The sequence below is a fragment of the Micromonospora purpureochromogenes genome (assembly GCF_900091515.1).
In the GTDB taxonomy this organism is placed as follows: Bacteria; Actinomycetota; Actinomycetes; order Mycobacteriales; family Micromonosporaceae; genus Micromonospora; species Micromonospora purpureochromogenes.
The window spans coordinates 1,656,010-1,680,349 of record NZ_LT607410.1 but is presented as its reverse complement, the minus strand read 5'-3'; the positions used below and the strand labels follow the sequence as shown (position 1 = coordinate 1,680,349).

Sequence of the window (24,340 nt, the reverse complement as noted above, 5' to 3'; positions counted from 1 at the left end):
GCCATCCCACATCACGGGCCGCGCCCCCGCCGGCGCCGCCCCCACGCTGCGACCGCCTCGGCCGGCCCTTCGACCTCCGCGAATGGGTTGCCCGAGCAGGGCCGGCATCTGCCCGGTGCTCCCTCACGCCCGGTGCTTCTTCACGCCCGGTGCTCCCTCACGCCCGGTGCTCCTTCACGCCCGACGGTTGTTTTCACGCCCGACGGTTCTTCAGGCCCGGTGGTTCTTCAGGCCCCGGCGGTCTGCACGCCCCCGTTGGTCGACACGGCCTCCCGCACTCCCCTCGGGCGGCCCGCGGTCGGCTCAGGCCCCTGCCACCACCTGCCCTGTGCAGGCCCTTTCGAGCTGATGTCGTGAACGATTCAGCCGCCCCCGCCGGACCCCTGCGGTCACGTCATCGCACCGACCGAGCGGCGCCGGTCGGGGTGGAGGGAGAGCGGCGCAGGCTGTTCGCCGCCCTGGTGAATCGTCTACGACATCAGCTCGAAAGGGCCCGCACGAGGCATCCCGCCACGCTTCCCAGGGCCAGCGCCGGGCGTCCGGCCAAGCTGCCCAGGGGTGAGCGCCGGGGTTCCGGCCACGCTGCCCAGAGCCAGCACCAGGCGTCCGATCAAGCTACGTGGGCCAACGCCGGCATCCAGCCACGCTTCCCAGGGCCAGCGCCGGGCGTGCGGCCAAATTCCCCAAGGCCAGCACCAGGCGTCCGGTCGAGGTGCGCGGGACAGCGGTAAGGCGCTGGCCCTGTTCGTGGGGATGGGCAGCTCGGCCGCCCGAGCCCGCTGTGGCAGCGCGGCCCGTGTGGGACGCTCGGCTCGTGGGCAGTATGTCCGGAAAGCGGCATGCGGTGGAGGGGTGGGCGCGGCTCGTCTGGGTGCCGCCCCTGCTGGCCACGCTGATCGCCGGGCTCTACCGCATCGGCCACGCCCAGCCCTGGCGGGACGAGCTGGCCACCTGGAGTGCCGCCACCCGCCCGCTGGGCGACCTGCTCCGGCTAACCGACACCGTGGACGCCGCCACCGGGCCGTACTACCTGCTCATGCACGGCTGGGTCCGGCTCTTCGGGGACTCGGCGACGGCGCTGCGACTGCCCTCGGCGCTGGCCATGGCGGGGGCGGCCGGGCTCACCGCCGTACTCGGCAGGTGGCTGCTGGGGACGCGGGCCGGCCTGCTCGCCGGCCTGCTCTTCGCGGTCCTTCCGGGCACCTCCCGGTACGCACAGGAGGCCCGCCCGTACGCGTTGGCCAGCCTCTTCGCGGTGCTGGCCACCCTGCTGCTGGTCGCGGCGCTGCGCCGGCCCACGTGGACCCGCTGGGCCGGGTACGCGGCCGCCGTCGCCGCGCTCGGCCTGACCCACCTGCTGGCGCTCACCCTGCTGGCCGCGCACGCCGCGGTGGTCCTGAACGGGGCGGTGCACGATCGGGACGGGCGGTTGCCGGTGCGCTGGGTGCTCGCCGTGCTGCCGGCGCTCGCCCTGCTCACCCCGCTGCTGCTCACCGCCCGGGGGCAGCGCTCCCGCCAGCTCGACTGGGTCGAACCGGCGCGGCTGGCGGACCTGGCGGCGCTGCCCGGCGGGGTGGCGCAGAGTTCGGTGGTGGGCGGTCTGCTGGTCGGGCTGGCCGCCCTCGGCGCGGTCCGGGCGGGCCGCCGGGCGCTGCTACCCGGGCTCTGCCTGCTCCTGCCGGTGCTGCTGGTCTTCGTCGGCGCGCTGGTGGTGGCCCTCTGGGTACCCCGCTACCTGGTCTTCACCGTGCCCTTCGCGAGCGTGCTCGCCGGGGCGGCGCTGGCCGGGGCACCGACTGCCGATCCGACGGCAGCGGAGCAGCGCCGGCCGGGAGCGTCCGCCCGGGCCGCGGCCGCCGGCTCAGCGGCGTCGGCGTCGGCAGCAGGGGCGTCGGTGCCGGCAGCGTGGGCGTCGGTGTCGGGGGCGCTCGCGGTCGTGGTGCTCGCCGGGCTGCTCGGCCTGCCCGACCAGGCGGCGCTGCGGCAGACGCACGGCTGGCCGCGCAGCGCGACGGTCGACTACCGGGGTGCGGCGCGGATCATCGCGGCCGGCCAGCAGCCCGGCGACGCGGTCGTCGTTCACCCCCGGGACGGCTGGCTCTTCCTCGACCTCGGGCTGGCGTACCACTTGGACGCCAGGCCGCGCGACGTGCTGGTGGTCCGCGACCAGCGGCAGCGCGCGGATCTCTGGGCCACCGAGTGCGCCCGGCCGGCCGAGTGCCTGGCCGGGGTACGGCGGGTGTGGCTGGTGGTCGCCGGCCGGGGACCCGATCCGGTGGCGGCGGTGCCCGGCGCCAAGGGGGACGCGCTGCGGGCGGGCTTCACCGTCGGTCAGGTGTGGCAGCGGCCCGGCGTCACCGTCGCCCTGCTCACCGCCCGCGGCTAGCCGCGCTCCCCGCGCGCCAGCGGCACGACCAGCACCGCCTCGGTGCCGCCGGCCGCGCCGGGGCGCAGCTCGATGCTGCCGCGCAGCTCCCCGGTGACGAGCGCCCGGACGATCTGCAGGCCCAGCTTGCCACCGCGCTCGGCGTCGAACTCGGCCGGCAGGCCGCGCCCGTTGTCGGCGACCGAGACGTGCAACTGCTTGCGGAACCGGTGCGCGGTGACCACCACCTGCGGCGCGGCGCCGCCCTCCGGGCCGGCGGCGCCGTCCTCACCGACCGGCGGGAAGCCGTGCTCGACGGCGTTGAGCAGCAACTCGTTGAGGACCATCACCAGCGAGGTGGCGATCTCGGCGGGCAGGACGCCGAAGCTGCCCTTGCGGCGCATGCCGACGCTCACCTCGGTCGCCGCGACCTCGGTGGCCGCGCTCGCCACCCGGTCGACGATCCCGTCGAACTCGACCGCCTCGTCGCTGGACATGGAGAGCGTCTCGTGGACGAGGGCGATCGAGGCGACCCGGCGTACCGACTCCTCCAGCGCCACCCGGGCCTCCGGCATGGACACCCGGCGGGCCTGCAGGCGCAGCAGCGCGGCGACGGTCTGCAGGTTGTTCTTCACCCGGTGGTGGATCTCCCGGATGGTGGCGTCCTTGGTGATCAGCGCCCGGTCGCGGCGGCGTACCTCGGTGATGTCGCGGACCAGCACCAGCGCGCCGATCGGCACGCCGGCCGGCATCAGCGGCAGCGACCGGGTGAGCATGGTGGCGCCCCGGGCGTCGATCTCCCGCCGGGGCGGGGCCTCGCCACGCAGCGCGGCGAGTACGCCGTTGGCCGCGTCGGTCCCCTCCAGCGGGTCGCTGGCCAGCCGCCGGTGCAGCTTGGCCAGGTCCTCCCCGACCAGGTGGGAGGCGTAGCCCAGCCGCCGGTACGCCGACTGCGCGTTCGGGCTGGCGTAGGTGACCTTGCCGTTGGCGTCCAGCCGGACCAGGCCGTCGCCGACCCGGGGCGCCGAGGTGGTCTCGCCCGGGTGCCGGGGCGGCGGGAAGGTGCCGTCGGCGGTCATCTGGGCCAGGTCGTCGGCGGTGGTGAGGTAGTTCAGCTCCAGCTGGCTGGGCGTCCGGGCGGTGGAGAGGTTGGTGTCCCGGCCCACCACGGCGACCACCTCACCGGACTCGCCGTCGGCGGTGCGCAGCCGGACCGGGATCGCCTCGTGCCGGGCGGGCACGTCGCCGTACCAGACCGGGTCGCCCTCCCGCCAGATCCGACCCTGCCGGTAGGCGACCTCCAGGTGCGCCACCTCCGGCCCGCCGACGATCCGCCCCACCTGGTCGTCGAGGTACGCGGTGGGGGCGGTCGTCGGGCGGACCTGGGCGACGCAGAGGAACGTCCCGTCGCCGTCCACCGGCACCCAGAGCAGCAGGTCGGCGAAGGAGAGGTCGGACAGCAGCTGCCAGTCCCCCGCGATCCGGTGCAGGTGGTCGATGTCGGCCGGCCGGAGCTGGGTGTGCTCCTCGGCGAGGTCGCGCAGCGTGGACACGAGACACAGCGTGCCACGCCGGACCTCACCTCGTCGCGGTGACCTTCTTCAGCCCGCGCGGGGCGTCCGGGTCCTCGCCCCGGGCCAGCGCCAGCGACAGCGCCAGCCGTTGCAGGGGCAGGATGTCCAGCAGCGGGGCGTACCGCTCGTCGACCTCGGGCACGGCCATCCGGGTGGCCCCCTCGACCTCGGCGGAGCCGACCACCACCACGTCGGCGCGGCGCTCGCCGAGCCGGGGCAGCACCTCCTCCATCGACCGGCCGCCCGGGCCGGAGCCGACCACGGCCAGCACCGGCACGTCCGGGTCGGTCATCGCCAGCGGGCCGTGCAGCAGGTCCGCGCCGGAGAAGGCGAGCGCGGGCAGGTAGGAGGTCTCCATCAGCTTCAGCGCGGCCTCCCGCGCGGTCGGGTACGCGTACCCCCGGCCGGTGGTGACGAGCTGGCCGGCGAAGCGGTAGCGCGGCGCGAGCTGGGCCGGGGTGGGGTCGGTCAGGGTGCGCTCGGCCAGTTCGGGCAGGGCGTCCAGCGCGGCCCGCTCGTCGGCGGGGAGCACCCCGTCGCCGGCCCGGACGCCCTCGACCAGCATCAACAGGGCCAGCAGCTCGGCGGTGTACGTCTTGGTCGCGGCGACCGCCCGCTCGTGCCCGGCGGCGATGTCCACGGAGAGCTCGGCGGTCTCGGCCAGCGGCGAGCCGGGCGCGTTGGTGACCGCCAGGGTGAGCGCCCCGGCGTCGCGGGCGGCGCGCAGCACCTCGGTGAGGTCGGGCGACCCGCCGCTCTGGCTGACCCCGACGACCAGGGCGTCGGAGAGGTCGGGGCGGGCCCCGTAGAGGGTGACCACGCTCGGCGAGGCGAGCCCGGCCGGCAGACCGAGCCGGATCTCGGTCAGGTACGCCCCGTAGAGCGCGGCGTGGTCGGAGGTGCCCCGGGCGGTGAAGACCACGTGCCGGGGCCGCCGCTGCGCGATCACCGCCGCGACCCGGGCGATCGCCCCGGCGTGCTCGGCGGTGAGCAACCGGGCGTAACCGGCCGGCTGCTCGTCGATGTCGGCGGCCATCCCGGCCCCTGGACGCGTCACGGAAGCTCCTCCCACTGCGCGATTGCCGCGCGTTTCATGCTCAGTCTTGCACCGTTGCTCGCGCCCGGGCAATCGTACGAGCAGAACTGCGCAGTGGATCACCAGATCGGCGTGTCATCCCCTAGGCTTGCCCAGCCCTGGAACTGCGAGCGAGAGGCCGACGTGTCGGAGGGACCTGACGAACCCGTGCTGTCCGCCGCGGAGGAGCTCGCGCTGGCCCGGCTGGCGCTCGACGAGGGCGACCTGCCGCACGCCGCCGGTCATCTCGCCGCCGCCATCGTCCAGGCCCCGACCCTGCCCGAGGTGCACGAGACGCTGGCCCGCATCGCGGCGGCCTCCGGCGGGGACCTGGAGCTCTTCCCGCTCGGCCAGCGGGTCTTCGTCGGCGCGGTGGTGGCCCGCGCCCACCTGCTCGCCGCCGCCGGGCGACCGGCCGAGGGGCTCGACCTGCTGGTCGCCGCCACCGGGCACGCACCCGGGGTCGACTGGGCCGCCGTGCCCTGGGTGAGCGCCCCCGAACTGGCGCGACGGCTCGACCCGGAACGCGCCGCCCGGATCCTGATGCAGGTCTGCGCCGCCGTGCCCGACCCGGTGCCCCGGGCCGGTCGGCCGCCGCTGCTGCCGTACCTCACCCTGGCCCGCAACGCGGTCGCCGCGCATCCGCGCCACGCGCTGCTGCTGGGCGCGGCGTCCGCGCTGGCCCGGCGCCTCGGCGAGGTCGCCCTCGCCGTCACCTGGGCCAGCCGGGGGGTACGCGCCGAGCCGACCAAACTCGGCGAGGTGTGGCTCGGGTACGCGTACCGCAGCGCGGGCCGCACCCGGGACGCCCTGGCCGCCCTGGAACGGGCCGTCGACCACGACCCCGACGACCTCGCCGTGTACGCGGACATCGCCGGCACCCTGGCCGACACCGGCCGGCTGGACGCGGCGCTGGAGTGGATCGACCGGGCGCTGGCCCGCGACCCCACGTTCGACTGCGCCGTGCACACCGGGCACCGGCTGCGCTACCTGCGCGACGGGGACGTGGCGCACCTGGTCGCCCTCGCCGACTTCGTCCGGGACCATCCCGACGACAGCCACGAGCACGGCGACCTGGCCGAGTGCTGCCGGGGCCGGCCCTGGTTGGGGCAGGTCACCCCGGCGGCCGGCGCGATGGTCGACGCGCTCCGCCGCGCCCTGGCCGCCGACGGCACGCCCGGCGCCTCGGTACAGCTGGCCGCCGTCGAGCCACCGAGCGCGATGCGTACCGTGGCGGCGGCCGTGCCGGGCCTCGACGTCGAGGTCACCGGCGTGGCCGACCCGGATCCGCGGGAGCCCCGCCGGGCCACCGCCTGCCAGCTCTGGCGCTACGACGGCAGCACCGCGGCGCCCGCCCTGCCGGTCCCCTCGGCCGACGCGGCGGACCGGGTCCGCCACCTGGCGCATCCCGCCTGGCCCCACCCGCCGGCCGCGTACGACGCCGCGGTCGGGCTGGCCACCCTGGAGCCGGGCGACCTGCTGGGGCTGCTGGTGCATCCGCCCGAGCCGCCCGCGACCGCGTTGGGGCGGGTGCTGACCGGGCAGGACCCATCGCTCTGGGTGCGGTGCGTGCAGGTCTGGGCCTGCCTCGGCCTGCTGCACCACCGCACCGACGAGCCGTGGGCGGACTCGACCCGGCGCCGGGTGCTGGTCGAGCTGGTCTGGGGGGTGGAGGACTGGATCACCGAGGCGGCACTGTTCGCCCTGGTCACCGCCGCCTGGGTCGACCCCGCGGTACGCCCCGACGTGGCCCGGGTCGTCGCCGAACGGATCGCGGACGCGGCGGAGGTGGCCCGGGACCGGCCGGTGCCGATCGCCACCTCGCTGGCCCACCTGGCGCTGGCCACCCCGGGGCTGGACGAGGCGACCACCGCGCTCGCCGGACAGATCGTCGCCGCCGCGACGGCGCCACCGTCGCGCCGCCCGGGGCTGCTGGCCCGCCTCCGCGCCCGCCTGGCCCGCGCCTGCCGCCGCCCCTGACCCCGTCCGACCGGGGTGGGAAAGCGGCGCGGCCGCGTCGTACCCCGGGGAGGGGACGACGCGGCCGCGACGGAGCGGGTCAGGCCACCGGGGCCTTGCCGAGCGCGGTCTCGGCCTGCTCCTCCGGGGTCGCCCCGGCCGGCGGGGCGTCGTTGGACGACCGCAGCGGGACCTCCTTGATGAACCAGGCGAGCACCGGCACCACGACGGTGAAGAGCACCGCCCACAGGAACACGTGGGAGATCGCGCCGGAGAGGCCGCCGAGCACCAGCTCGCGCGTCTGGGCCGGCAGGTCCTTGAGCTTCGCCAGGTCCATCCCCCCGCCCTCGCCGGTGCCGCCGCTGAACGCGCTGCCGGCGGCGGAGTCGGCGAGCCGGTTGGCGAAGATGGCGCCGAAGAGCGAGATGCCGAACGAGCCGCCGATGGAGCGGAAGAAGGTGGCCGCGCCGCTGGCCGCGCCGAGGTCCTTCTGCTCGACGCTGTTCTGCGCGATCAGCATCGAGGTCTGCATCAGGAAGCCCATGCCGACGCCGAGCACGACCATGTAGAGCGAGGACTCGGCCTTGCCGGTGTCCACGTCGAGGCGGCTGAGCAGGAGCATGCCGGCGGTCATCACCACGCCGCCGACGATCGGGAACATCCGGTACCGGCCGGTCTTGGTGATCGCCCGCCCGACCACCAGCGAGACCACCAGCATGCCGAACATCAGCGGGAGCAGCAGCAGGCCGCTGTTGGTGGCCGAGGCGCCCTGCACGGTCTGCTGGTAGAGCGGCAGGAAGTTCATCGCGCCGAACATCGCGAAGCCGAGCAGGAAGCCGATCACCGAGATCAGCGCGAAGTTGCGGTTGGCGAAGAGCCCCAGCGGCAGGATGGGCTCGGGAACCCGGCGCTCGACGAGGCCGAAGGCGACCAGCGCCACCACGGCGAGCACCGCCAGGCCGAGGATCTGCGGGGAGACCCAGTCGTACTCGTTGCCACCCCAGGTGGTGAGCAGCACGATCGCGGTGATGCCGACCGAGAGCAGGGCCGCACCCAGCCAGTCGATCTTGTGCTCGGTCCGGTACTTCGGCAGGTGCATGGTGGTGGCCAGCACCAGCAGCGCGACCCCGCCCAGCGGCAGGTTGACGTAGAACGCCCAGCGCCAGGAGAGGTTGTCGGTGATGAAGCCGCCGACCAGCGGGCCGGCCACCATGGCGATGGCCATGATGCCGGCGATCATGCCCTGGTAGCGGCCGCGCTCACGGGGCGGCACCAGGTCACCGATGATCGCCATCACGCCGACCATCAGGCCACCCGCGCCGAGGCCCTGCACCGCGCGGAACGCGATCAGCTCGACCATGCCGTCGGCGGGACCGCCGAGCATGTCCGAGCCGGCCATCCCGCAGAGCGCCGAGCCGATCAGGAAGATGACCACGGAGGTCAGGAAGACCGCCTTGCGCCCGTACAGGTCGCCGAGCTTGCCCCAGATCGGGGTGGAGACCGTCGTGCCCAGGACGTACGCGGTGACGACCCAGGTGAAGTGGTCGACGCCGCCGAACTCGCCGACGATCCGCGGCAGCGCGGTGCTGACGATCATGTTGTCGAGCATCGCGAGCATCATCGCGATCATCAGGCCGAACAACACGACCCTGACGTTGGGTCTCGCCGCCGTCTGGCTTTCCTGACTCATGGGTAAGCTCCCCCGGAGAAGTGACGCACTTACTTGCCGCCCGGCTAGTTACCTTACTAGCCGCACGGTAAGTTGGACAGCAAGAGACCGTCAAGCGAGTTGGGTGGTGCAGGTGAGGGAGAGCACAGGCGGCACGCGCGAGCGTATCCAGGCCGTCGCGCTGGAGCTCTTCACCGAGCAGGGGTACGAGCGGACCTCGCTGCGCGAGATCGCCGAGCGGCTCAACGTCACCAAGGCGGCGCTGTACTACCACTTCAAGAGCAAGGACGAGATCGTCAACAGCCTGGTCGAGGACCGCGTGCAGCGGATCGACGAGCTGATCGCGTGGGCCCGGTCGCAGCCGCCCACCCGGGCCACCCGGCGGGCGCTGCTGAACAAGTACGCCGACATGATGTTCGCCAGCGAGCAGCCCTCGGTGATGCGGTTCTTCGAGCAGAACCAGACCGTGCTGAAGAGCCTCTCCGCCGGCATGCAGATGCGCCAGCGGATGTTGGGCCTCGCCGACCAGCTGTGCCAGGGTGACGACTCACCCGCCGCGCAGCTGCGCGCGGCCCTGACCCTCTTCGCGGTGCACAGCAGCTGGTTCGCCGTACGCACCCCGCACATCACCGACCAGGAGCGCAAGAAGATCGCGCTGGAGGTCGCCGACGAGCTGCTCGCCGGGATCGGTGAGCCGGAGCCGGACGCGGCTCAGGACTGACCGGTCAGCTCCAGCCGCAGGCCCAGCAGGTCCACCCCGGGCACCGGCGACCAGTCCTTCTCGCGAAGCCGGACGAAGCCCATCCGCTCGTAGAGCCGGTGCGCCGGCGCGGCGAACCCACCGCGTACGCAGATCACCACCGCCGTGCAGCCCAGCGCGGCGGCCCGCTCGACGCAGGCCCGGGCCAGCGCCGCCCCGGCACCCCGACCCTGGGCCGCCGGGTCCACGGCGAGCATCCGGAACTCCGCCTCGCCGGGACCGGAGAGCTCGGCGTACGGACTGCCGGGCAGCACGAACGTCACCGAGCCGAGCACCTCGCCGGTCGCCTCGTCCACCGCCACCAGCACCTCGCCGTGGGTCGCCCGGTGCGTCACGTCGGCGAGCACCTCGGCGTACCCGTGCTCGCCCTTGAGCTGCCCGTCCGCCTCGTACGCGGCCACCGTCAGCCGGGCAATCGCGGCGAAGTCGGCCGAGGTCGCCGGGCGGACCAGCAGGCCGGTCAACCGATCACCGCGATCAGGTCACCGTCCTGCACGACGTCGCCCTCGTTGACGGCGAGCTGCTTGACCACGCCGTCGGACTCGGCGACGACGGGGATCTCCATCTTCATCGACTCCAGGATCACGAGCGTGTCCCCCTCGGACACGGTGTCCCCGGCCGACGCGACGACCTTCCAGACGTTGGCCACCATCTCGGCACGGATCTCCTCGGCCATTTCCCGGCCCTCCCTCTCGCGACTGCCTGCCGACGTATCCAATCATGCGGCGGCACGCGATGGGCGGGGAGCGGGCGGCGCCACGTCCACGACCGGAAACGCCGCGCGCTCCGGCCGCCCCGGCGGACGATGGCGGGTGCCGGCCGCACTAGCATCAGCGGGTCGGACCCTGGCGCCGGGAGGACCGGTGCGTGCACCGGCGCCGAGAGTCGCCGCAGCAGGGATCCGCCCATCACGAGGAGGTCGACATGGCGAAGAAGTCCCGTAGGAAGAAGGCCCGTAGGAAGAACGCCGCGAATCACGGCAAGCGCCCCAACTCCTGATCTCGCACGGCGGGACCCCGCCGTCGCGGTCAGCACCGCCGGCCCACCGGGGCCGGACAGACCGGTGGCCCGGGTCGAATCGACCCGGGCCACCGTCGTGTTCCACGTACGTTCAGTCGGCCAGTTCGCGCGACTCGGTCGTCTCGAAGACCACCAGCTCGGTCAGCCGGATCCGCAGCCGCTCGCGCAGCTGGTCGGGGGCGGTCTCGTTGCCGCAGCAGCGGGCGACGAGCGCCTTCACCTCCTGCTCGATGCCGTACTCGCGCAGGCAGGGCCCGCACTCGTCGAGGTGGTGGCGGATCAGCGTGCGCCGTTCCTCCCCGCACTCCAGGTCCAGGTAGAGGTAGACCTCAGCGAGTACCTCACGGCAGTCCGTCTCGTGCGGCTCTCCACAGCTCACGTCACACCTCCCGGCCGGCAGCGGCGGTCGAGCCCTTCGAGGACTGCGCGGAGCTGAAACCGCGCTCCGCGGCGTAGCGCTCGAGCAGCTTGCGCAGATTACGTCGACCCCGGTGCAGGCGGGACATCACGGTGCCGATCGGCGTGCCCATGATGTCGGCGACCTCCTTGTAGGCGAACCCCTCGACGTCGGTCAGGTAGACCGCCAGGCGGAACTCCTCCGGCAGCTGCTGGAGGGCCTCCTTGACGTCGCTGTCCGGCAGCCGGTCCAGCGCCTCGGTCTCGGCCGAGCGCAGGCCGCTGGAGGTGTGCGACTCGGCCTCGGCGAGCTGCCAGTCGGTGATCTCTTCGGTGGGCGCCTGGATGGGCTGGCGCTGCCGCTTGCGGTAGGTGTTGATGTAGGTGTTGGTCAGGATCCGGTAGAGCCAGGCCTTCAGGTTCGTGCCCTGCTCGAACTGGTGGAAGGCGGCGTACGCCTTCAGGTAGGTCTCCTGGACCAGGTCCTCGGCATCCGCGGGGTTGCGTGTCATCCGCAACCCGGCAGCGTAGAGCTGGTCGACGAAGGGCATCGCGTCCCGCTCGAAGCGGGCCCTGCGCTCGTCCGTCTTCTCGGTGGTCAACCGCACATCCCCTCGCGTCGGATGCTTCCCCGCCGAGGATACGCGTACGGACCTGCCGGCAGATTCGGTTCCGCCGGGTGTGCCCGCTCTCACCACCGCCGTGCCGCCCACCGTCGCGGGCCAGTCCGGTCCGCCCAGCAGCTGCCGGAGCTGCCGTGCTTCCCGATCGTCCCGTTCCCGGCTCCGTGTCTCGGTCGGCACCGGTCACCCCCCTCGCCAGATGTGTCGCTCCGGTGGTGGTAACGCCCGGTCAGGTCCGGACATTCCGCCGGCCGCCCCCGTTCCTGGTCCCGGCCTCGGCGGAGACCGACGCTGGGACCAGGAAGGGCCTGGGAGGACGGTGCCGTTCGCCCAAATCGGGCGGCCGGCGCCATCCGATGCAACGACCCTGCGCCGCGCCGGTCACGCTCGCCGGGGGTACGGGCGGCTACGACGCAGCCGTTCCGCCCTCGCCGCCGGCGCGTGGCCCTGGGGAAGACACCGTCATCAGCCTGATACCCCAGAGGCATCTTGATACCTCTGAGGTATCACGCTCGTAGCCGCATCCCGCCCCCGGCAGCTCACCGGACGGTGGCCGGCTACCCGCCGTGGCTCAGGGCAGCGCCCAGCCCCGCTCGCGGAGCCAGGCGAGCACGGCCGTGGCCACGGCGGCCGGGTCCTTGCGCAGGTCGTGACGCTCACCGGGGCGGACGACCACGCGGACCGAGGCGGCGGCGTCGGGGACGCCGAAGGGATCGCGGTCGCCGTTGACCACCAGGGTGGGCAGCCCGGTCAGCAGCTCGGCCGCGCGGGACCGCTCCGGCCGACCCGGCGGGTGCAGCGGGAAGGCCAGCGCGACCACCCCGGCCGCACCCACGGCCACCGCCGTACGGCAGGCCACCCGGGCACCGCTGGAACGCCCGCCGACCAGCAGCGGCCCGTCCCGGTGCCGGGCACGCAGCCCGGCGACCACCGCCGTCCACGCCTCGTCAAGGTGCCCGGCCGGTGCCGGCGCCCGCCGCCCGGCCACCCGGTACGGCTGGGTCACCCGCGCCACCGCCACCCCCGCGCCGACGGCCGCCTCCCGGACCGCGAGCAGGTCGGGGGCGTCCACGTCGCCGCCCGCCCCGTGCCCGAGCACGAGCAGGGCGACCGGCGGGCCGGCCGGCAGGTCGCTCTCGACCCGGGCCGGGCCCCGTGGAGTGTCGATCTCGTCGCGGTGCGGCACCGGCCCATTCTGCGCCGCCCGGTCGCCCGGCTCGGCGACCAGACCGGCCGGGACGCCCAATGGGTGGTCCCGGCCGGCTCAGTCGACGAGCGGTGCCGTGGCGGGCGGGTGCCGGTTCAGCTCAGCGGCACCAGCGTGAGCAGGCGGTCGCGCACCGGCGGGCCGGCGTCGTCCGCGGCGTCCGGATCCGGCTGCACCTCGCTGCGCCAGGCGACCAGCATGGCCCGCCGCTCGCGCGGCGTGGTGCCACCCCAGACACCGTGGCAGTCGCCGACCTCCAGGGCCCAGGCCAGGCACGAGCCCTGCACGTCGCAACTGCGGCAGAGCGCGACGGCGGCGTCGGCCGGTTCGTTCGGCGCCGGAAAGAACGTCTCCGGATCGACGCTCTGGCAGGTCCCTCTGGTCCGCCAGGCGTCGTCCTGGCGGCGTTCGCGCAACGCCCGCAACAGTCGCGGATCTCGTCGTGCGGCGGCCACCTCGTGCGGTCGGGGCATACGCGCCCGGGTCATCACACCCACCTCCCCCGTGGGACCGGCAAGATCGACGGGCATCGTTCGCACCGCGCGAAGACGCTCCCAGTGCCGGCGCTGTGTTCTATCGCACCCGTGGAGGCGGAGACAAGAGGCTGTGCACAAAGATGACTGAAGATCCGAGCGAAATTTCACCCGGAACTCTGGCAATTCGTACGCGACAATGTCGCGAATCGCGTTCAGAAAAGCGTCATTTCCCCCTCGACGCGCTCCTCGGGCAGCGACACCCGCTCGATCAACCCCGGCCCGTCGTTGCGCACGTCGCCCACCGCCGGACCCACCGGGCGGATCTCCAGACCGGCGAGCCAGTCGACCGGCGGCGGGGCGAGCAGCGTGGCCGGGTCGTCGGCCGGCCCGAGCCACGCCGCCCAGCGGTCGGCGGGCAGCAGCAGCGGCATCCGGTCGTGCACCTCGGCCAACTCCCCCACCGCGGCGGTGGTGAGCACGCTGAAGGTGAGCAGCGACTCCCAGCGTGACCAGATGCCGGCGAACGCCAGCACCGAGCCGTCGCGGGGGGTCATGTAGTAGGGCTGCTTGCCGCCGGCGGGGCGGCGCACCCACTCGTACCAGCCGTCGGCGGGGACCAGGCAGCGCCGGCGGGCGAACGGGTCGGCGTACGCCCGGCTGGTGGCGACCGTCTCGACCCGGGCGTTGATCATGCGGGCGGCGCCGGCCGCCGAGCGGGACCAGTGCGGCACCAGGCCCCAGCGCCCCGCCGAGAGCACCCGGCCGGCCTCGGCGGCCATCCGCACGACCGGCACCGGGTCGGTCGGCGCGACGTTGTGGTCGGGCGCGAGCCGGCCGTCGGTGTCGTCGTACGACTCGAACAGCGCGCTCAGGTCACCGGCGCTCCGGGTCGTGGCGTACCTCCCGCACATGGCGCACACGCTAACGCCCCGCCGGCTTCCCGGCTGTCCCGCCAACCGGGAGCAGGACCGACGGCCGGCTCCACGGGCCGGCGAGGTTGGCAGAATGTAACCGTGGGGAATCCGACCGCGACCCGGCCGCCGCAGCCGTGGACCGCACCGACCGCCAGCGATCCGGTTGCCGCGACGCTGCGCCTGCCCGGCTCCAAGTCGATGACCGCCCGGGCGCTGGTGCTCAGTGCCCTGGCCAGTGGTCCGTCGACCCTGCACGGGCCGCTGCGCGCGCGGGACACCGAGCTGATGGCCGGCGGGCTGCGGGCGATGGGCGCGCACATGTCGATCTCCGACGACGAGCGCTGGCTGGTCCGGCCGCACCGGCTGGTCGGTCCGGCCCACGTCGACGTCGGGCTGGCCGGCACGGTGATGCGCTTCGCGCCGCCGGTCGCCGGCCTGGCCGAGGGGCGGGTCACCTTCGACGGCGACCCGCAGGCCCGGGTCCGTCCGCTCGGTCCGCTGATCGGCGCGCTGCGTTCGCTCGGCGTACGCGTCGAGGCCCCGCCCGCCGGCAGCCTGCCGCTGACGGTGCAGGGCACCGGCCGGGTCACCGGCGGCGAGGTGGTGATCGACGCCTCCGCCTCCAGCCAGCTCGTCTCCGGCCTGCTGCTCGCCGGCGCGCGCTTCGACCGGGGCGTGGTCGTGCGCCACCAGGGCCCGCCCGTCCCCTCCGCGCCCCACCTGCGGATGACCGTCCAGATGCTGCGGGCGGCCGGCGCCGCGGTCGACGACAGCGTCCCGGACGTCTGGGTGGTCGAGCCCGGCCCGCTGGCCGGGCGCGGCTGGGAGATCGAGCCGGACCTCTCCGGCGCGGTCCCGTTCTTCGCCGCCGCGCTGGTCACCGGCGGTGAGGTGACGTTGCAGGGCTGGCCGCGCAGCAGCGCGCAGCCGGTCGAGCAGCTCCGCTCGCTGCTGCACCGGATGGGCGGCGAGGTGACCCTCGGCACCGCCGGGCTGACCGTGCGCGGCACCGGCACGGTGCACGGTCTGGAGGCCGACCTCTCCGACGTCAGCGAGCTGACCCCGGCGCTGACCGCGCTGGCCATGCTGGCCGACTCCCCGTCCCGGTTCACCGGCATCGCGCACATCCGCGGCCACGAGACCGACCGGATCGCCGCCCTGGCCCGCGAGTTCACCTCCCTCGGCGCCGACCTGACCGAGTCCTCCGACGGCCTGGAGATCCGGCCCCGCCCGCTGCGCGGCGGCACATTCCGCACCTACGCCGACCACCGGATGGCGCACGCCGCCGCGGTGGCCGGGCTGGCCGTCCCCGGTATCGAGGTGGACGATGTGGCGTGTACCTCCAAGACCATGCCCGAGTTCCCGGCACTATGGTCGGCAATGGTGACCGGCAAGAGCTGAGGCGTAGAGGGGGCGGTCCTGGCGACCAGACGGCGGGAGTACGACGAGGAAGACGTACGGGTCCGGCCCGGAAAATCCTCGCGCCCACGCACCCGTACCCGGCCCCGGCACGCCGACGCGGTCGACGGCTTCGTGATCGCCGTCGACCGGGGCCGCTACACCTGCGTGCTGGCCGGCGCCGACCCCGACGACACGGTGACCGCGATGCGGGCCCGGGAGCTGGGGCGCAAGTCGGTGGTGGTCGGCGACCGGGTGGGCCTGGTCGGGGACACCTCCGGGGCGGCCGGCGCGCTGGCCCGGATCGTCCGGATCGCCGAGCGGCGCTCGGTGCTGCGGCGGACCGCCGAGGACGACGCGACCACCGCCGAGGGGCGGCTGGAACGGGTGGTGGTCGCCAACGCCGACCAGTTGGTGATCGTCAGCGCGCTGGCCGACCCGCCGCCGCGCACCGGCTTCATCGACCGCTGCCTGGTGGCCGCGTACGACGCGGGAATCGAGCCGCTGCTCTGCCTGACCAAGGCCGACCTGGCCGGGCCCGAGCAGGTGCTCGGCTACTACACCGAGCTGGAACTGCCGTACGTGCTCGTCCGCCCGGACTCCGACCTCGACGCGCTGCGGGCGCTGCTCGCCGGCCGGGTCTCGGTCATGGTCGGGCACTCCGGGGTGGGCAAGTCGACGCTGGTCAACCGCCTGGTGCCGGAGGCCGCCCGGGCGGTCGGCGTGGTCAGCGCGATCGGCCGGGGCCGGCACACCTCCACCAGCGCCGTGGCGCTGCGGCTGCCGCCCGCGCCGGGCGTCGACGGCGACCCCGGCTGGATCATCGACACCCCCGGGGTACGCAGCTTCGGGCTCGCCCACGTCTCGGCGGAGAGCCTGCTGCACGGCTTCGCCGACCTGGTCGAGGCGACGGTGGACTGCCCGCCGAACTGCCCGCACACCGCCGACGCGCCGGACTGCGCCCTGGACGCCTGGGTGGCCGCCGGCAAGGCCGACCCGCGTCGGCTGGCGTCGTACCGTCGGCTGTTGTCCTCCCGGTCCGGGGAGGGTGACCCGCGCGGTGAGGCCGACCAGCGGAATCCGGGCGACCCGCTCGCCGGGTCCTGACCCGGGCGTGGCTACCGTTTCTCCCATGACCGGGTACGCCGACGACATCGCCCTCGCCCACCAGCTCGCGGACGCCGCCGACGCCATCTCCACGGCCCGCTTCCGCGCGCTCGACCTGCGGGTCGAGGCCAAGCCGGACCTCACCCCGGTCTCCGACGCGGACACCGCGGTGGAGCGGGCGATCCGCGCGCTGCTGGCCGACCGGCGCCCCGGCGACGGCCTGCTCGGCGAGGAGTACGGCGAGCAGCCGGCCGCCGGGCCGGGGGGTCGACGCTGGGTGGTCGACCCGATCGACGGCACCAAGAACTTCGTCCGGGGCGTGCCGGTCTGGGCCACCCTGATCGCGCTGCTGGAGGGGGACCGTCCCGTGGTCGGGCTGGTCTCCGCCCCGGCGCTTGGCCGCCGCTGGTGGGGCGCGCTCGGCGAGGGCGCGTACGCCGGGCCGGACGCCGCCTCCGGCACGCCGATCCGGGTCTCCGCCGTCGGCGACCTGGCCGACGCCAGCTTCTGCTACTCCTCGCTCAGCGGCTGGGAGGAGGCGGGCCGGCTGGACGCGATGCTCCAGCTCATGCGGGACACCTGGCGCAGCCGCGCGTACGGCGACTTCTACGGTTACATGCTGCTGGCCGAGGGTGCACTGGACGTCATGGTGGAGCCCGAGTTGTCGCTCTGGGACGTCGCCGCGCTGGTGCCGGTGGTGACCGAGGCCGGGGGCGTCCTCACCGATCTGTCCGGCCGTGGAGTCCCTGCTGGGGATGGTTCCGGGGAGCACAGCGCGGTGGCCAGCAACGGCCTGCTGCACGCCGACATCCTCGCCCGGCTGGGTCGGCCAACCGCGCGCTGACCCCCGGGCACCCTCTATCCTCGCCAGGTGGTGTCCTCCGGTTGGTGCTTCCTCGCGGCCATGATCGTCGCGTACGGCTTCGCCAACATGTTGCAGTCGGTCGCCGCCGCCCGGACGACCGTGCACCACACCTTCGATCCGGGGCTGCTGCTGAAGCTGGCCGTGCACCGCACCTACCTGGTCGGCCTGCTCTGCCAGGTGACCGGATTCGTGCTGGCCTTCCTGGCCCGCCGGGACCTGCCGCTGTTCCTGGTGCAGGCCAGCGTGGCCGCCGGGCTGGGGGTCACCGCCGTGCTGGGCGTGGTGGTGCTCAAGTGGCGGCTGCCGAAGGCGGAGGTTGCCCTGCTGGTGCTGCTCTTCGGCGGGATCACCGCGCTGGTGCTCTCCGCCCAGCCGGCGCCGTCGAAGTCCCTCGGCACCGCCGGCCTGGTCGCCCTCGCCGTGGCGCTGGGCGGCATCGGGGTGCTCGGCTTCTTCGCCGTACGCCTGCACGGGCCGCCCGGGTCGGTGGTGCTCGGCTCGCTGGCCGGGATGGCGTTCTCCGCCGCCGCGGTGGCCGCCCGCCCGCTGGCCTCCGCGTCGACGGCCGAGGCGTTCGTCCGGGACCCGCTGCTCTACCTGCTGATCGCGCACTCGCTGGTCGGGCAGCTGCTGCTCGGGCTGGCGATGCAGCGCGGCTCCACCACGGCCGCCGTCGCCGCGATGGACGCCGCCGGGGCGGTGCCCGCCGCGATCGTCGGCCTGCTGCTGCTCAACGACCGGATCTGGCCGGGCCGGGAGTGGCTGGCCGCGGTCGGCTTCCTGGTCACCCTCGCCTCGGTCATCGGGCTCACCCGGTACGCCGAACCACAGCACCACCATGCCGTCGTCCGGCGACGGGACCGGATCGCGGTCGGCGCCGGCTCCGGCCGACCACCGCTGCAGACGGGCGGTCAGGCCTCGACCGGCTTGCGCCGGAGCACCACCCGCTCGTAGAGCCGCTCCAGGGCGCTGGCGGTGCGCTCCCAGGTGTAGCTGCACCGCACCCGGTCCACCGCCGCATGCCCGTACGCGAACCGCCCGGCGTTGTCGGCCAGCAGCCGGCGCAGCGTCACGCCCAGCGTGCGGACGTCGCCCGGGGGCACCAGCCGCCCGGTGACCTCGTCGACCACGGCGTCGGCGATGCCGCCCATCGCGTACCCGACCACCGGTACGCCGCAGGCCATCGCCTCCAGCGACACCCGGCCGGCGGAGGAGTAGTGCGGGGTGCAGGCGACCACGTCGGCCGAGCGGTACCAGGTGGCCATCTGGTCGTGCGGCACCGCCCCGACCAGCTTCACCTGGTCGGCGACCCCGGTCCGCTCGGCCAGCTCGCGCAGCCGGCGGGCCTCGGCGTGGGTGGCCAGCTCCTCGGGCGGCGGGCCGCCGGCGATGACCAGCTCGGCGTCGCCCACCAGGCGCATCGCCCGGATCAGGTCCTCCTGGCCGTGGCCGGGCGACAGCCCGCCGACGGAGAGGATGCGGGCCCGCTGGTCGCGCGGTGCCGCCTCGCCGTCGGGGTGGAACCGCTCGATGTCCACCCCGGCGGGGACCATCGCCACCGCCGTGCGCTGCAGGCCCATCCGGGTCAGTTCGTCCACCTCGTCGTTGCACTGGGCGACCGCGATGTCCACGGCCCGGGTCAGCGCCCGCTCCAGCGGGATCCGCTCCCCCGGGCCGTCGTACTGCTGGCCGAGGTGGCGTAGCTGCTCGACGCCGAGGGAGTGGAAGGTCTGCACGACCGGGATGTCCGTCTCGCGTACCGCGTGGGCGGCGGCCAGGCCGCCGATCCAGTAGTGCCCGTGCACCACCTCGGGGGTCCACTCCGCGGCCCAGCGGTCGGCCAGCCACCGGCCGAACTCCGACACGTACGGCACCAGCTCGGCGGTGGGCATGACCCTGGGCGGTCCGACGGGCACCCGCTCCAGGCGGTAGCCGTCCACCTCGACGACCTCCGGCAGGGCGGGTTCGTCGCGGCGCTCGTAGACCCGTACGTCGTGGCCGCGCCCGGCCAGCTCGGCGGCGACCCGGGCGATGTGCTCGTGGGTACCGACGGCGGGGGCGTCCGCATGCCGGGCCGAGCCGGCGTGCGCGCAGACGAGGCCGACGCGCATGGTCACCTCCATGCGATTCGTGAGGGATGGTCCTCCGGTCAGAGGGTCCCATTAACCCGGCCCCGGCGAGCCGAAACCTGGCAGATCGGGAGCAGTCGGAACGCCGCCGGCCGACCGTTGCGGGCACCCCGCCGGCGAGCCGTCCGCCGGCCCCCGCCACCGGAGTTTCCGCAGGTCACATCCGCTCTCACGGCGGGTCTGGCCCGGGCGAACGGAGGCTCGTACCCGGCCGTCCGGGGTGATCGGTTTACGCCACCGTCCCGCCGACTATCCGGAAGGCCGGGTTGGCCCGGTATCGCCCCCCGGGCAGTGTCGGGGCGGGACCGCCCGACCGGGGGACCCGGGCGTGCGCGCCGGCCTCGACCGCCGCCGCCACGTCCGGGGGTTCCCGCCGAACGCCGGGACGGCCGCCCCGGCCCGGCCCCGGCCTCCCGCCGACCGCCGGTGCGGCCGATCCAGCCCGGTGCCGATCCGCGCCCACCCGGCCGCATGACCCACTCCGGTCGGGGTACCGACGAAGAATGCCGCTAACCCGCAGTCTCTCGGACGCCGTCGTGGTGGTCACCGGCGCCTCCAGCGGCATCGGAACCGCCACGGCCTACGCGCTGGCCCGCCGGGGCGCGGACATCGTCCTCGCCGCCCGCAGCGAGCCCGCCTTGGAGGATGTCGCCCGACACTGCCGGGAACTGGGCGGGCGGGCGCTGGCGGTGCCCACCGACGTGACCGACCCGGTGGCGGTCGAGGAACTGGCCGCCCGCGCCGCGGCCGAGTACGGCCGGATCGACGGCTGGGTGAACAACGCGGCGGTCAGCGCGGTCGGGCTCTTCGACGAGATCCCGGTGTCGGAGTTCCGCCGGGTGCTGGAGGTCAACCTGCTGGGCGCCGCCTACGGCATCCGCGCCGCACTGCCCTGGCTGAGCCTCTCCGGCGGCGGGGTCGTGGTCAACAACGCCTCGGTGCTGGCCGAGGTGGCGATGCCCTACCAGTCGGCGTACAACGCCACCAAGCACGGCATCCGCGGGCTGGCCGACACGGTCCGGCAGGAGCTGCGGGTCACCGGCCGGGGCAACATCTCGATCTGCACCGTGCTGCCGGCCACCATCGACACCCCGTTCTTCCGGCACGCCGGCAACCACACCGGGCGCGAACTCGTCCCGCCCCCGCCGGTGTACCCGCCCGAGATGGTGGCCGAGACCATCGTCCGGCTGCTGCGCCGGCCCCGCCGGGAGGCGTACGCCGGCGGCGCGGCCCGGCTGATCGGCCTGCAGTGGCGGCTCGCGCCGGCGCTGGCCGAGCGGGTCCTCGGCTGGTACGCCCACCGGACGCAGTTCGGGCCGTCGGGCGCGGCGGACAGCACCGGCAACGTCTTCCGCGCCGACGCCGAGGCGCAGCGCGAGGGCGGCTGGCACGGCCGACGCCGGCAGGTGGTGCGGGTGACCGCCGCGTTCGGGCTGGCCGCCGCCGGCACCGCGGTCGGCACGATGGCCGCGATGACCCGCCGCTCGCGAGCGGAACGGCGATGACCGGCACGGAGCGGCCGGGTGCGCGCCCGGCCGCCGGCATGCACAATGGGACGATCATGCCGACGGACGCGCGATGCCTGGTGGAGGCGGACGAGTCGTCCGCGACCGTGCGGCTGAGCGGGGTGCTGGAGTCCACCGCCGCCGACCGGGTCCGCGACGCCCTGCTGACGCGACTGACTGACCGGCCCGGCCCGATCGTGGTCGACGTGGCCCGGCTGCGCTCCACCGACGGCAGCGCAGCGCGACTGCTGGCCGAGGTCCGCCGCGCGATCGCCGACTGGCCCGCCGCCGACCTGCTGGTGCTCGACCCGGCCGGCACGGTCACCGGCGCCGACGCGACCGGGCTGGCGGTGTACGCGACCGCCGACGACGCGACCGCCGCGCTGGCCCGTACCCCGATGGCGGCGCTGCTCGCCGCGGACCTCGCGCCCACGGTGGGGGCTGCCCGGCAGGCCCGGGCGATGATCGCCGACGGCTGCGCCCGCTGGGGCGTGCCGCAGCTGACCGAGCCGGCGTCCATCGCGGTGACCGAGATGGTCAACAACGTGGTGGCCCACGCGCGGACGCCGATGACGGTTCGGCTCGCGCCGCGCGACAGCTCGCTGCACGTCGCGGTCCGCGACCACTCCCCCCGACAGCCCGCGTACGCCGGCCTGGCTCCGCTCACCTCGACCGGCGGCCGCGGCCTGCTGCTGATCGACACGGTGGCCCGACGCTGGGGCAGCACCCCGGTGCCGAACGGCAAGGTGGTCTGGTGCGTGCTCCACGCCGAGGACGAAGCCGCGCGCCAGGGCTGACTTCTCACCTTTCGTCCCGATCGCGGGGTCCGGCTCCGGTTACCCGGGGCATGGCAGCGGGTAGTGATCAGTCATGCGCGACGACGAGTACCCGACCCCCCTGTCCGACCCTGAGGCGGAGGGCCTGCCGCAGACCGCCGACGACGACTCCACCGCCAACGACGACGTCCTCACCGGCCGCGAGGCCGACGGCCCGGAGCCGGCCCAGCTGCCCGGCGACCGCACACCGGTCGCGGTCGACAGCTTCGGCACCACCGCCGAGGAGCAGCTCGACGGGGAGTCGCTGGACTACAAGCTCCAGCGCGAGCAGTACGAGCGCCCCGCCGACGACCCGCTGGCCGGCCCGGTCGACCCGGACATCGCCGCCGAGGCGGACAGCGACGAGGCCGCCGCCGAGGCGCAGCTGGACGCCGACGTGATGAACCCCGGTCCCACCTCGGACCCGCACTCCGCGGTCTCCATCTACGACCACGGCAAGCTGGGCACCATCGCCGACTCCCAGGTGGGCCGGCTGGTCGAACCGGACGAGGGGGCGCACACCGACCAGGAGACCGACTCGGTCGCCTACGACGCGGGCTCGGCCGGCGGCGGGGCCACCGCCGAGGAACTGGCGATCCACGAGACCCGGCCGCCGGAGTCGCACTGACCCAGCGGCTGTCGGGAAACCCCGGGGTTTGCCGACAGCCGCTCAGTCGTCGAGCCCGCGCTCGATCGCGTAGCGGGTCAGCTCGACCCGGTTGTGCAACTGGAGCTTGCCCAGCGTGTTCTGGACGTGGTTCTGCACGGTGCGGTGCGAGAGCCCCAGCCGCTCGGCGATCTGCCGGTACGACAGCCCCTTGGCGACCAGCCGCAGCACCTCGGTCTCCCGCTCGGTGAGCCGGGGTGCCGCGTCGTCCCGGCCCGGCCGGGCCCCGCCGTCGGTGACGGCCAGCCGGCGGTACTCGCCGAGGACCAGTCCCGCCAGTCCGGGCGTGAAGACCGGCTCCCCGGCGGCGGTGCGGCGCACCGCGTCCAGGAACTCGGCCGGGGCGGCGGACTTCACCAGGTAGCCGGTGGCGCCGGCCTTCACCGCGTCCAGGACGCTCTGCTGCTCGCCGCTGGCCGACAGCATCAGCACCCGCACCTCGGGCAGCACGGCCCGCAGGCCCCGGATCACCTCGACTCCGGAGATGTCGGGCAGCTGGAGGTCGAGCACCACCACGTCGGGCCGGGCCGCGGCGGCCACCCGGACCGCCTGCCGCCCCTCGCCGCTGGTCGCCACCACCCGGTGGCCGGCCTCGGTGAGGTCGCGGGCCACCCCCTCCCGCCACATCGGGTGGTCGTCGACCACCATCACCCGTACCCCGGTCACCCGTCCTCCCTCGGTACCACCAGCTCCACCTCGGTGCCCTCCCCCGACGCGGAGACGATCCGCACCTCGCCGCCGAGGTCGGCGATCCGCCCCCGGATCGACTGGCTCATGCCCAGCCGCCCCTGCCGGGCGGCCTCGACCAGCCGGCCCGCTCCGATGCCCGGGCCGGCGTCGCGCACCGACACCGTCACCGTCTCCCCCTCGTCCTCGACCAGCACCCAGGCGCGCCCGTCGGCGTGCCGCCGCACGTTGTCCAGCGCCGCCGCGGTGGCGGCGGCCAGTTCCCGGGCCACCGGGGCGGGCAGCGGGACCGGGGTGGCCGGGGCGGAGACGGAGACCGTCGCCGAGGCGTACCGGCCGAGCAGGGCGCGCAGGTCCAGGGTGCCGGTCGCCTCGTCGGCGGCGGGCGCCGGGTCGACCCCGGCGATCAGGGCGCGCAGCGCCGCCTCCTGCTCGCCGGCGAGCCGGGCCAGCTCACCGGCCTCGCCGTCGAGGTGGGCGCCGCGCCGCTGCACCAGGGCCAGCACCTGGAGCACCGAGTCGTGGATGCCCCGGGCCAGCCGCTCCCGCTCCCGGGTGGCCGCCTCCAGTTGCACCGCCCGGTGCAGCCGCTCCTCGGCGGTCACCGCCAGCCGCGCGACGTGCCCGACGATCACCCCGGCGAGCAGCAGCAGGATCACCCCGGTGAGCGAGGACGGGCCGATCCGTCCCCGGCTGGCCAGGTCCGCCGCGCCGAGCGCCAGGGCCGCGACCGCGCCGCGCCGCCGCCCGCCGGAGACCGCCCAGGCCAGCACCGGGCCGGCCAGCCAGACCACGGCCAGGGTCGGCACACCGGCGGCCAGCGCCGGGCGGCCGACCACCCACGGGGAGACGGCGAGGACGACGAGCACGACGCCCAGGTCGGCCAGGAGCAGCGGCCAGTGCCGGTTCGCCGGCCGGGCGTAGCCGGCGGCGGTCGCCCCGGACCAGGCCAGCATCGCCAGCAGGACGGCGCCGGCGGCGAGTGGGTGGGCGTACCGGTCGGCGTCGCGGAGGACCAGCAGGCAGACGTATGCCAGGGCGGCGAAGCGGAAGACGGCGATGGAACGCCACAGCGGCACCTCGAGACCACCCGGCGGCGACGGCATGGCCGTCACGATGCCACAGCCGC

At 74.9% G+C, this 24,340-nt stretch carries 24 protein-coding genes; 11 read left to right on the top strand and 13 right to left on the bottom strand.

Going from position 1 to position 24,340, the window contains the following annotated elements:
• The first annotated feature begins 823 nt into the window (after window positions 1–823).
• A complete protein-coding gene (locus GA0074696_RS07890) occupies window positions 824–2,386 on the top strand; it encodes a glycosyltransferase family 39 protein (RefSeq protein WP_088960479.1) in 1,563 nt (520 codons plus the stop codon).
• On the opposite strand, the gene GA0074696_RS07885 is transcribed toward GA0074696_RS07890, so the two are convergent.
• Both GA0074696_RS07885 and GA0074696_RS07880 read right to left on the bottom strand, forming a co-directional pair.
• A complete protein-coding gene (locus GA0074696_RS07885) occupies window positions 2,383–3,918 on the bottom strand; it encodes a PAS domain-containing sensor histidine kinase (RefSeq protein ID WP_088960478.1) in 1,536 nt (511 codons plus the stop codon). The genes GA0074696_RS07890 and GA0074696_RS07885 overlap by 4 nt on opposite strands.
• Window positions 3,919–3,943: 25 nt before the next feature.
• On the bottom strand, window positions 3,944–4,975 hold the full coding sequence (locus tag GA0074696_RS07880; RefSeq protein ID WP_088960477.1) for an SIS domain-containing protein: 1,032 nt from the start codon (window positions 4,973–4,975) through the stop codon (window positions 3,944–3,946).
• 183 nt (window positions 4,976–5,158) lie between these two features.
• On the opposite strand from GA0074696_RS07880, the gene GA0074696_RS07875 reads away from it, so the two are divergent.
• Entirely contained in the window at window positions 5,159–6,994 is a 1,836-nt protein-coding gene (locus tag GA0074696_RS07875; RefSeq protein ID WP_231925299.1) for a tetratricopeptide repeat protein, read from the top strand.
• 79 nt (window positions 6,995–7,073) lie between these two features.
• Here the strand turns inward: GA0074696_RS07875 and GA0074696_RS07870 are convergent, their stop codons facing one another.
• On the bottom strand, window positions 7,074–8,663 hold the full coding sequence (locus GA0074696_RS07870; protein WP_088960475.1) for an MDR family MFS transporter: 1,590 nt from the start codon (window positions 8,661–8,663) through the stop codon (window positions 7,074–7,076).
• Between the two features lie 106 nt (window positions 8,664–8,769).
• Between GA0074696_RS07870 and GA0074696_RS07865 the strand changes: the two genes are divergently transcribed.
• Window positions 8,770–9,363 (top strand): TetR/AcrR family transcriptional regulator, encoded by a 594-nt coding sequence (locus GA0074696_RS07865; RefSeq protein WP_172894556.1) that lies wholly within the window; start codon window positions 8,770–8,772, stop codon window positions 9,361–9,363.
• Here the strand turns inward: GA0074696_RS07865 and GA0074696_RS07860 are convergent.
• Together GA0074696_RS07860 and GA0074696_RS07855 are read right to left on the bottom strand one after the other, a co-directional pair.
• Entirely contained in the window at window positions 9,354–9,866 is a 513-nt protein-coding gene (locus GA0074696_RS07860) for a GNAT family N-acetyltransferase (RefSeq protein ID WP_088960474.1), read from the bottom strand. The genes GA0074696_RS07865 and GA0074696_RS07860 overlap by 10 nt on opposite strands.
• A complete protein-coding gene (locus GA0074696_RS07855; protein WP_088960473.1) occupies window positions 9,863–10,078 on the bottom strand; it encodes a biotin/lipoyl-binding carrier protein in 216 nt (71 codons plus the stop codon). Before GA0074696_RS07855 ends, GA0074696_RS07860 begins: the two co-directional genes overlap by 4 nt.
• 248 nt (window positions 10,079–10,326) lie before the next feature.
• Here GA0074696_RS07855 and GA0074696_RS32535 point away from each other — a divergent pair, with 248 nt between their 5' ends.
• A complete protein-coding gene (locus GA0074696_RS32535) occupies window positions 10,327–10,401 on the top strand; it encodes a 50S ribosomal protein bL37 (protein ID WP_407940601.1) in 75 nt (24 codons plus the stop codon).
• Between the two features lie 112 nt (window positions 10,402–10,513).
• Here the strand turns inward: GA0074696_RS32535 and rsrA are convergent, their stop codons facing one another.
• The 5 genes from rsrA to GA0074696_RS07830 form a co-directional block, all read right to left on the bottom strand.
• Window positions 10,514–10,801 (bottom strand): mycothiol system anti-sigma-R factor, encoded by a 288-nt coding sequence (gene rsrA / locus GA0074696_RS07850; RefSeq protein ID WP_088960472.1) that lies wholly within the window; start codon window positions 10,799–10,801, stop codon window positions 10,514–10,516.
• Window position 10,802: 1 nt separating this feature from the next.
• Window positions 10,803–11,621 (bottom strand): sigma-70 family RNA polymerase sigma factor, encoded by an 819-nt coding sequence (locus GA0074696_RS07845; RefSeq protein WP_088960471.1) that lies wholly within the window; start codon window positions 11,619–11,621, stop codon window positions 10,803–10,805.
• Between the two features lie 391 nt (window positions 11,622–12,012).
• Window positions 12,013–12,627, bottom strand: a complete 615-nt coding sequence (locus GA0074696_RS07840; RefSeq protein WP_088964423.1) for an alpha/beta hydrolase family protein — start codon at window positions 12,625–12,627, stop codon at window positions 12,013–12,015.
• A 116-nt stretch (window positions 12,628–12,743) separates the two neighbouring features.
• On the bottom strand, window positions 12,744–13,136 hold the full coding sequence (locus GA0074696_RS07835; protein ID WP_088960470.1) for a WhiB family transcriptional regulator: 393 nt from the start codon (window positions 13,134–13,136) through the stop codon (window positions 12,744–12,746).
• A 200-nt stretch (window positions 13,137–13,336) separates the two neighbouring features.
• Window positions 13,337–14,035, bottom strand: coding sequence for an SOS response-associated peptidase (locus GA0074696_RS07830; protein WP_088960469.1), 699 nt, complete (start codon window positions 14,033–14,035; stop codon window positions 13,337–13,339).
• 102 nt (window positions 14,036–14,137) lie between these two features.
• On the opposite strand from GA0074696_RS07830, the gene aroA reads away from it, so the two are divergent.
• From aroA to GA0074696_RS07810, 4 genes are all read left to right on the top strand, one after another.
• Window positions 14,138–15,439: a 3-phosphoshikimate 1-carboxyvinyltransferase gene (gene aroA, locus GA0074696_RS07825; RefSeq protein ID WP_088960468.1), complete on the top strand. Its 1,302-nt coding sequence runs from the start codon at window positions 14,138–14,140 to the stop codon at window positions 15,437–15,439.
• Window positions 15,440–15,604: 165 nt separating this feature from the next.
• Entirely contained in the window at window positions 15,605–16,543 is a 939-nt protein-coding gene (gene rsgA, locus GA0074696_RS07820) for a ribosome small subunit-dependent GTPase A (protein WP_088964422.1), read from the top strand.
• Window positions 16,544–16,568: 25 nt separating this feature from the next.
• Window positions 16,569–17,387: a histidinol-phosphatase gene (gene hisN, locus GA0074696_RS07815; protein WP_088960467.1), complete on the top strand. Its 819-nt coding sequence runs from the start codon at window positions 16,569–16,571 to the stop codon at window positions 17,385–17,387.
• A gap of 60 nt (window positions 17,388–17,447) precedes the next feature.
• Window positions 17,448–18,362: a hypothetical protein gene (locus GA0074696_RS07810; protein WP_172894554.1), complete on the top strand. Its 915-nt coding sequence runs from the start codon at window positions 17,448–17,450 to the stop codon at window positions 18,360–18,362.
• Here GA0074696_RS07810 and GA0074696_RS07805 read toward each other — a convergent pair.
• Window positions 18,320–19,519 (bottom strand): glycosyltransferase, encoded by a 1,200-nt coding sequence (locus tag GA0074696_RS07805; protein WP_088964421.1) that lies wholly within the window; start codon window positions 19,517–19,519, stop codon window positions 18,320–18,322. The two genes, GA0074696_RS07810 and GA0074696_RS07805, sit on opposite strands and share 43 nt — an antisense overlap.
• 521 nt (window positions 19,520–20,040) lie before the next feature.
• Here GA0074696_RS07805 and GA0074696_RS07800 point away from each other — a divergent pair.
• The 3 genes from GA0074696_RS07800 (at window position 20,041) to GA0074696_RS07790 (ending at window position 22,485) form a co-directional block, all read left to right on the top strand.
• Window positions 20,041–21,042 carry an SDR family oxidoreductase gene (locus GA0074696_RS07800; protein WP_088960465.1) on the top strand — a complete coding sequence of 334 codons (1,002 nt, stop codon included), beginning with the start codon at window positions 20,041–20,043 and terminating at the stop codon, window positions 21,040–21,042.
• Window positions 21,039–21,839 (top strand): ATP-binding protein, encoded by an 801-nt coding sequence (locus tag GA0074696_RS07795; RefSeq protein ID WP_088960464.1) that lies wholly within the window; start codon window positions 21,039–21,041, stop codon window positions 21,837–21,839. Before GA0074696_RS07800 ends, GA0074696_RS07795 begins: the two co-directional genes overlap by 4 nt.
• Before the next feature lie 73 nt (window positions 21,840–21,912).
• Complete coding sequence (locus tag GA0074696_RS07790) at window positions 21,913–22,485, top strand: DUF5709 domain-containing protein (RefSeq protein ID WP_088960463.1); 573 nt, start codon at window positions 21,913–21,915, stop codon at window positions 22,483–22,485.
• Window positions 22,486–22,527: 42 nt separating this feature from the next.
• Here the strand turns inward: GA0074696_RS07790 and GA0074696_RS07785 are convergent, their stop codons facing one another.
• Together GA0074696_RS07785 and macS are read right to left on the bottom strand one after the other, a co-directional pair.
• A complete protein-coding gene (locus GA0074696_RS07785; RefSeq protein WP_088964419.1) occupies window positions 22,528–23,172 on the bottom strand; it encodes a response regulator in 645 nt (214 codons plus the stop codon).
• 14 nt (window positions 23,173–23,186) lie between these two features.
• Window positions 23,187–24,317 carry a MacS family sensor histidine kinase gene (gene macS, locus GA0074696_RS07780; RefSeq protein WP_088964420.1) on the bottom strand — a complete coding sequence of 377 codons (1,131 nt, stop codon included), beginning with the start codon at window positions 24,315–24,317 and terminating at the stop codon, window positions 23,187–23,189.
• Window positions 24,318–24,340 lie beyond the last annotated feature (23 nt).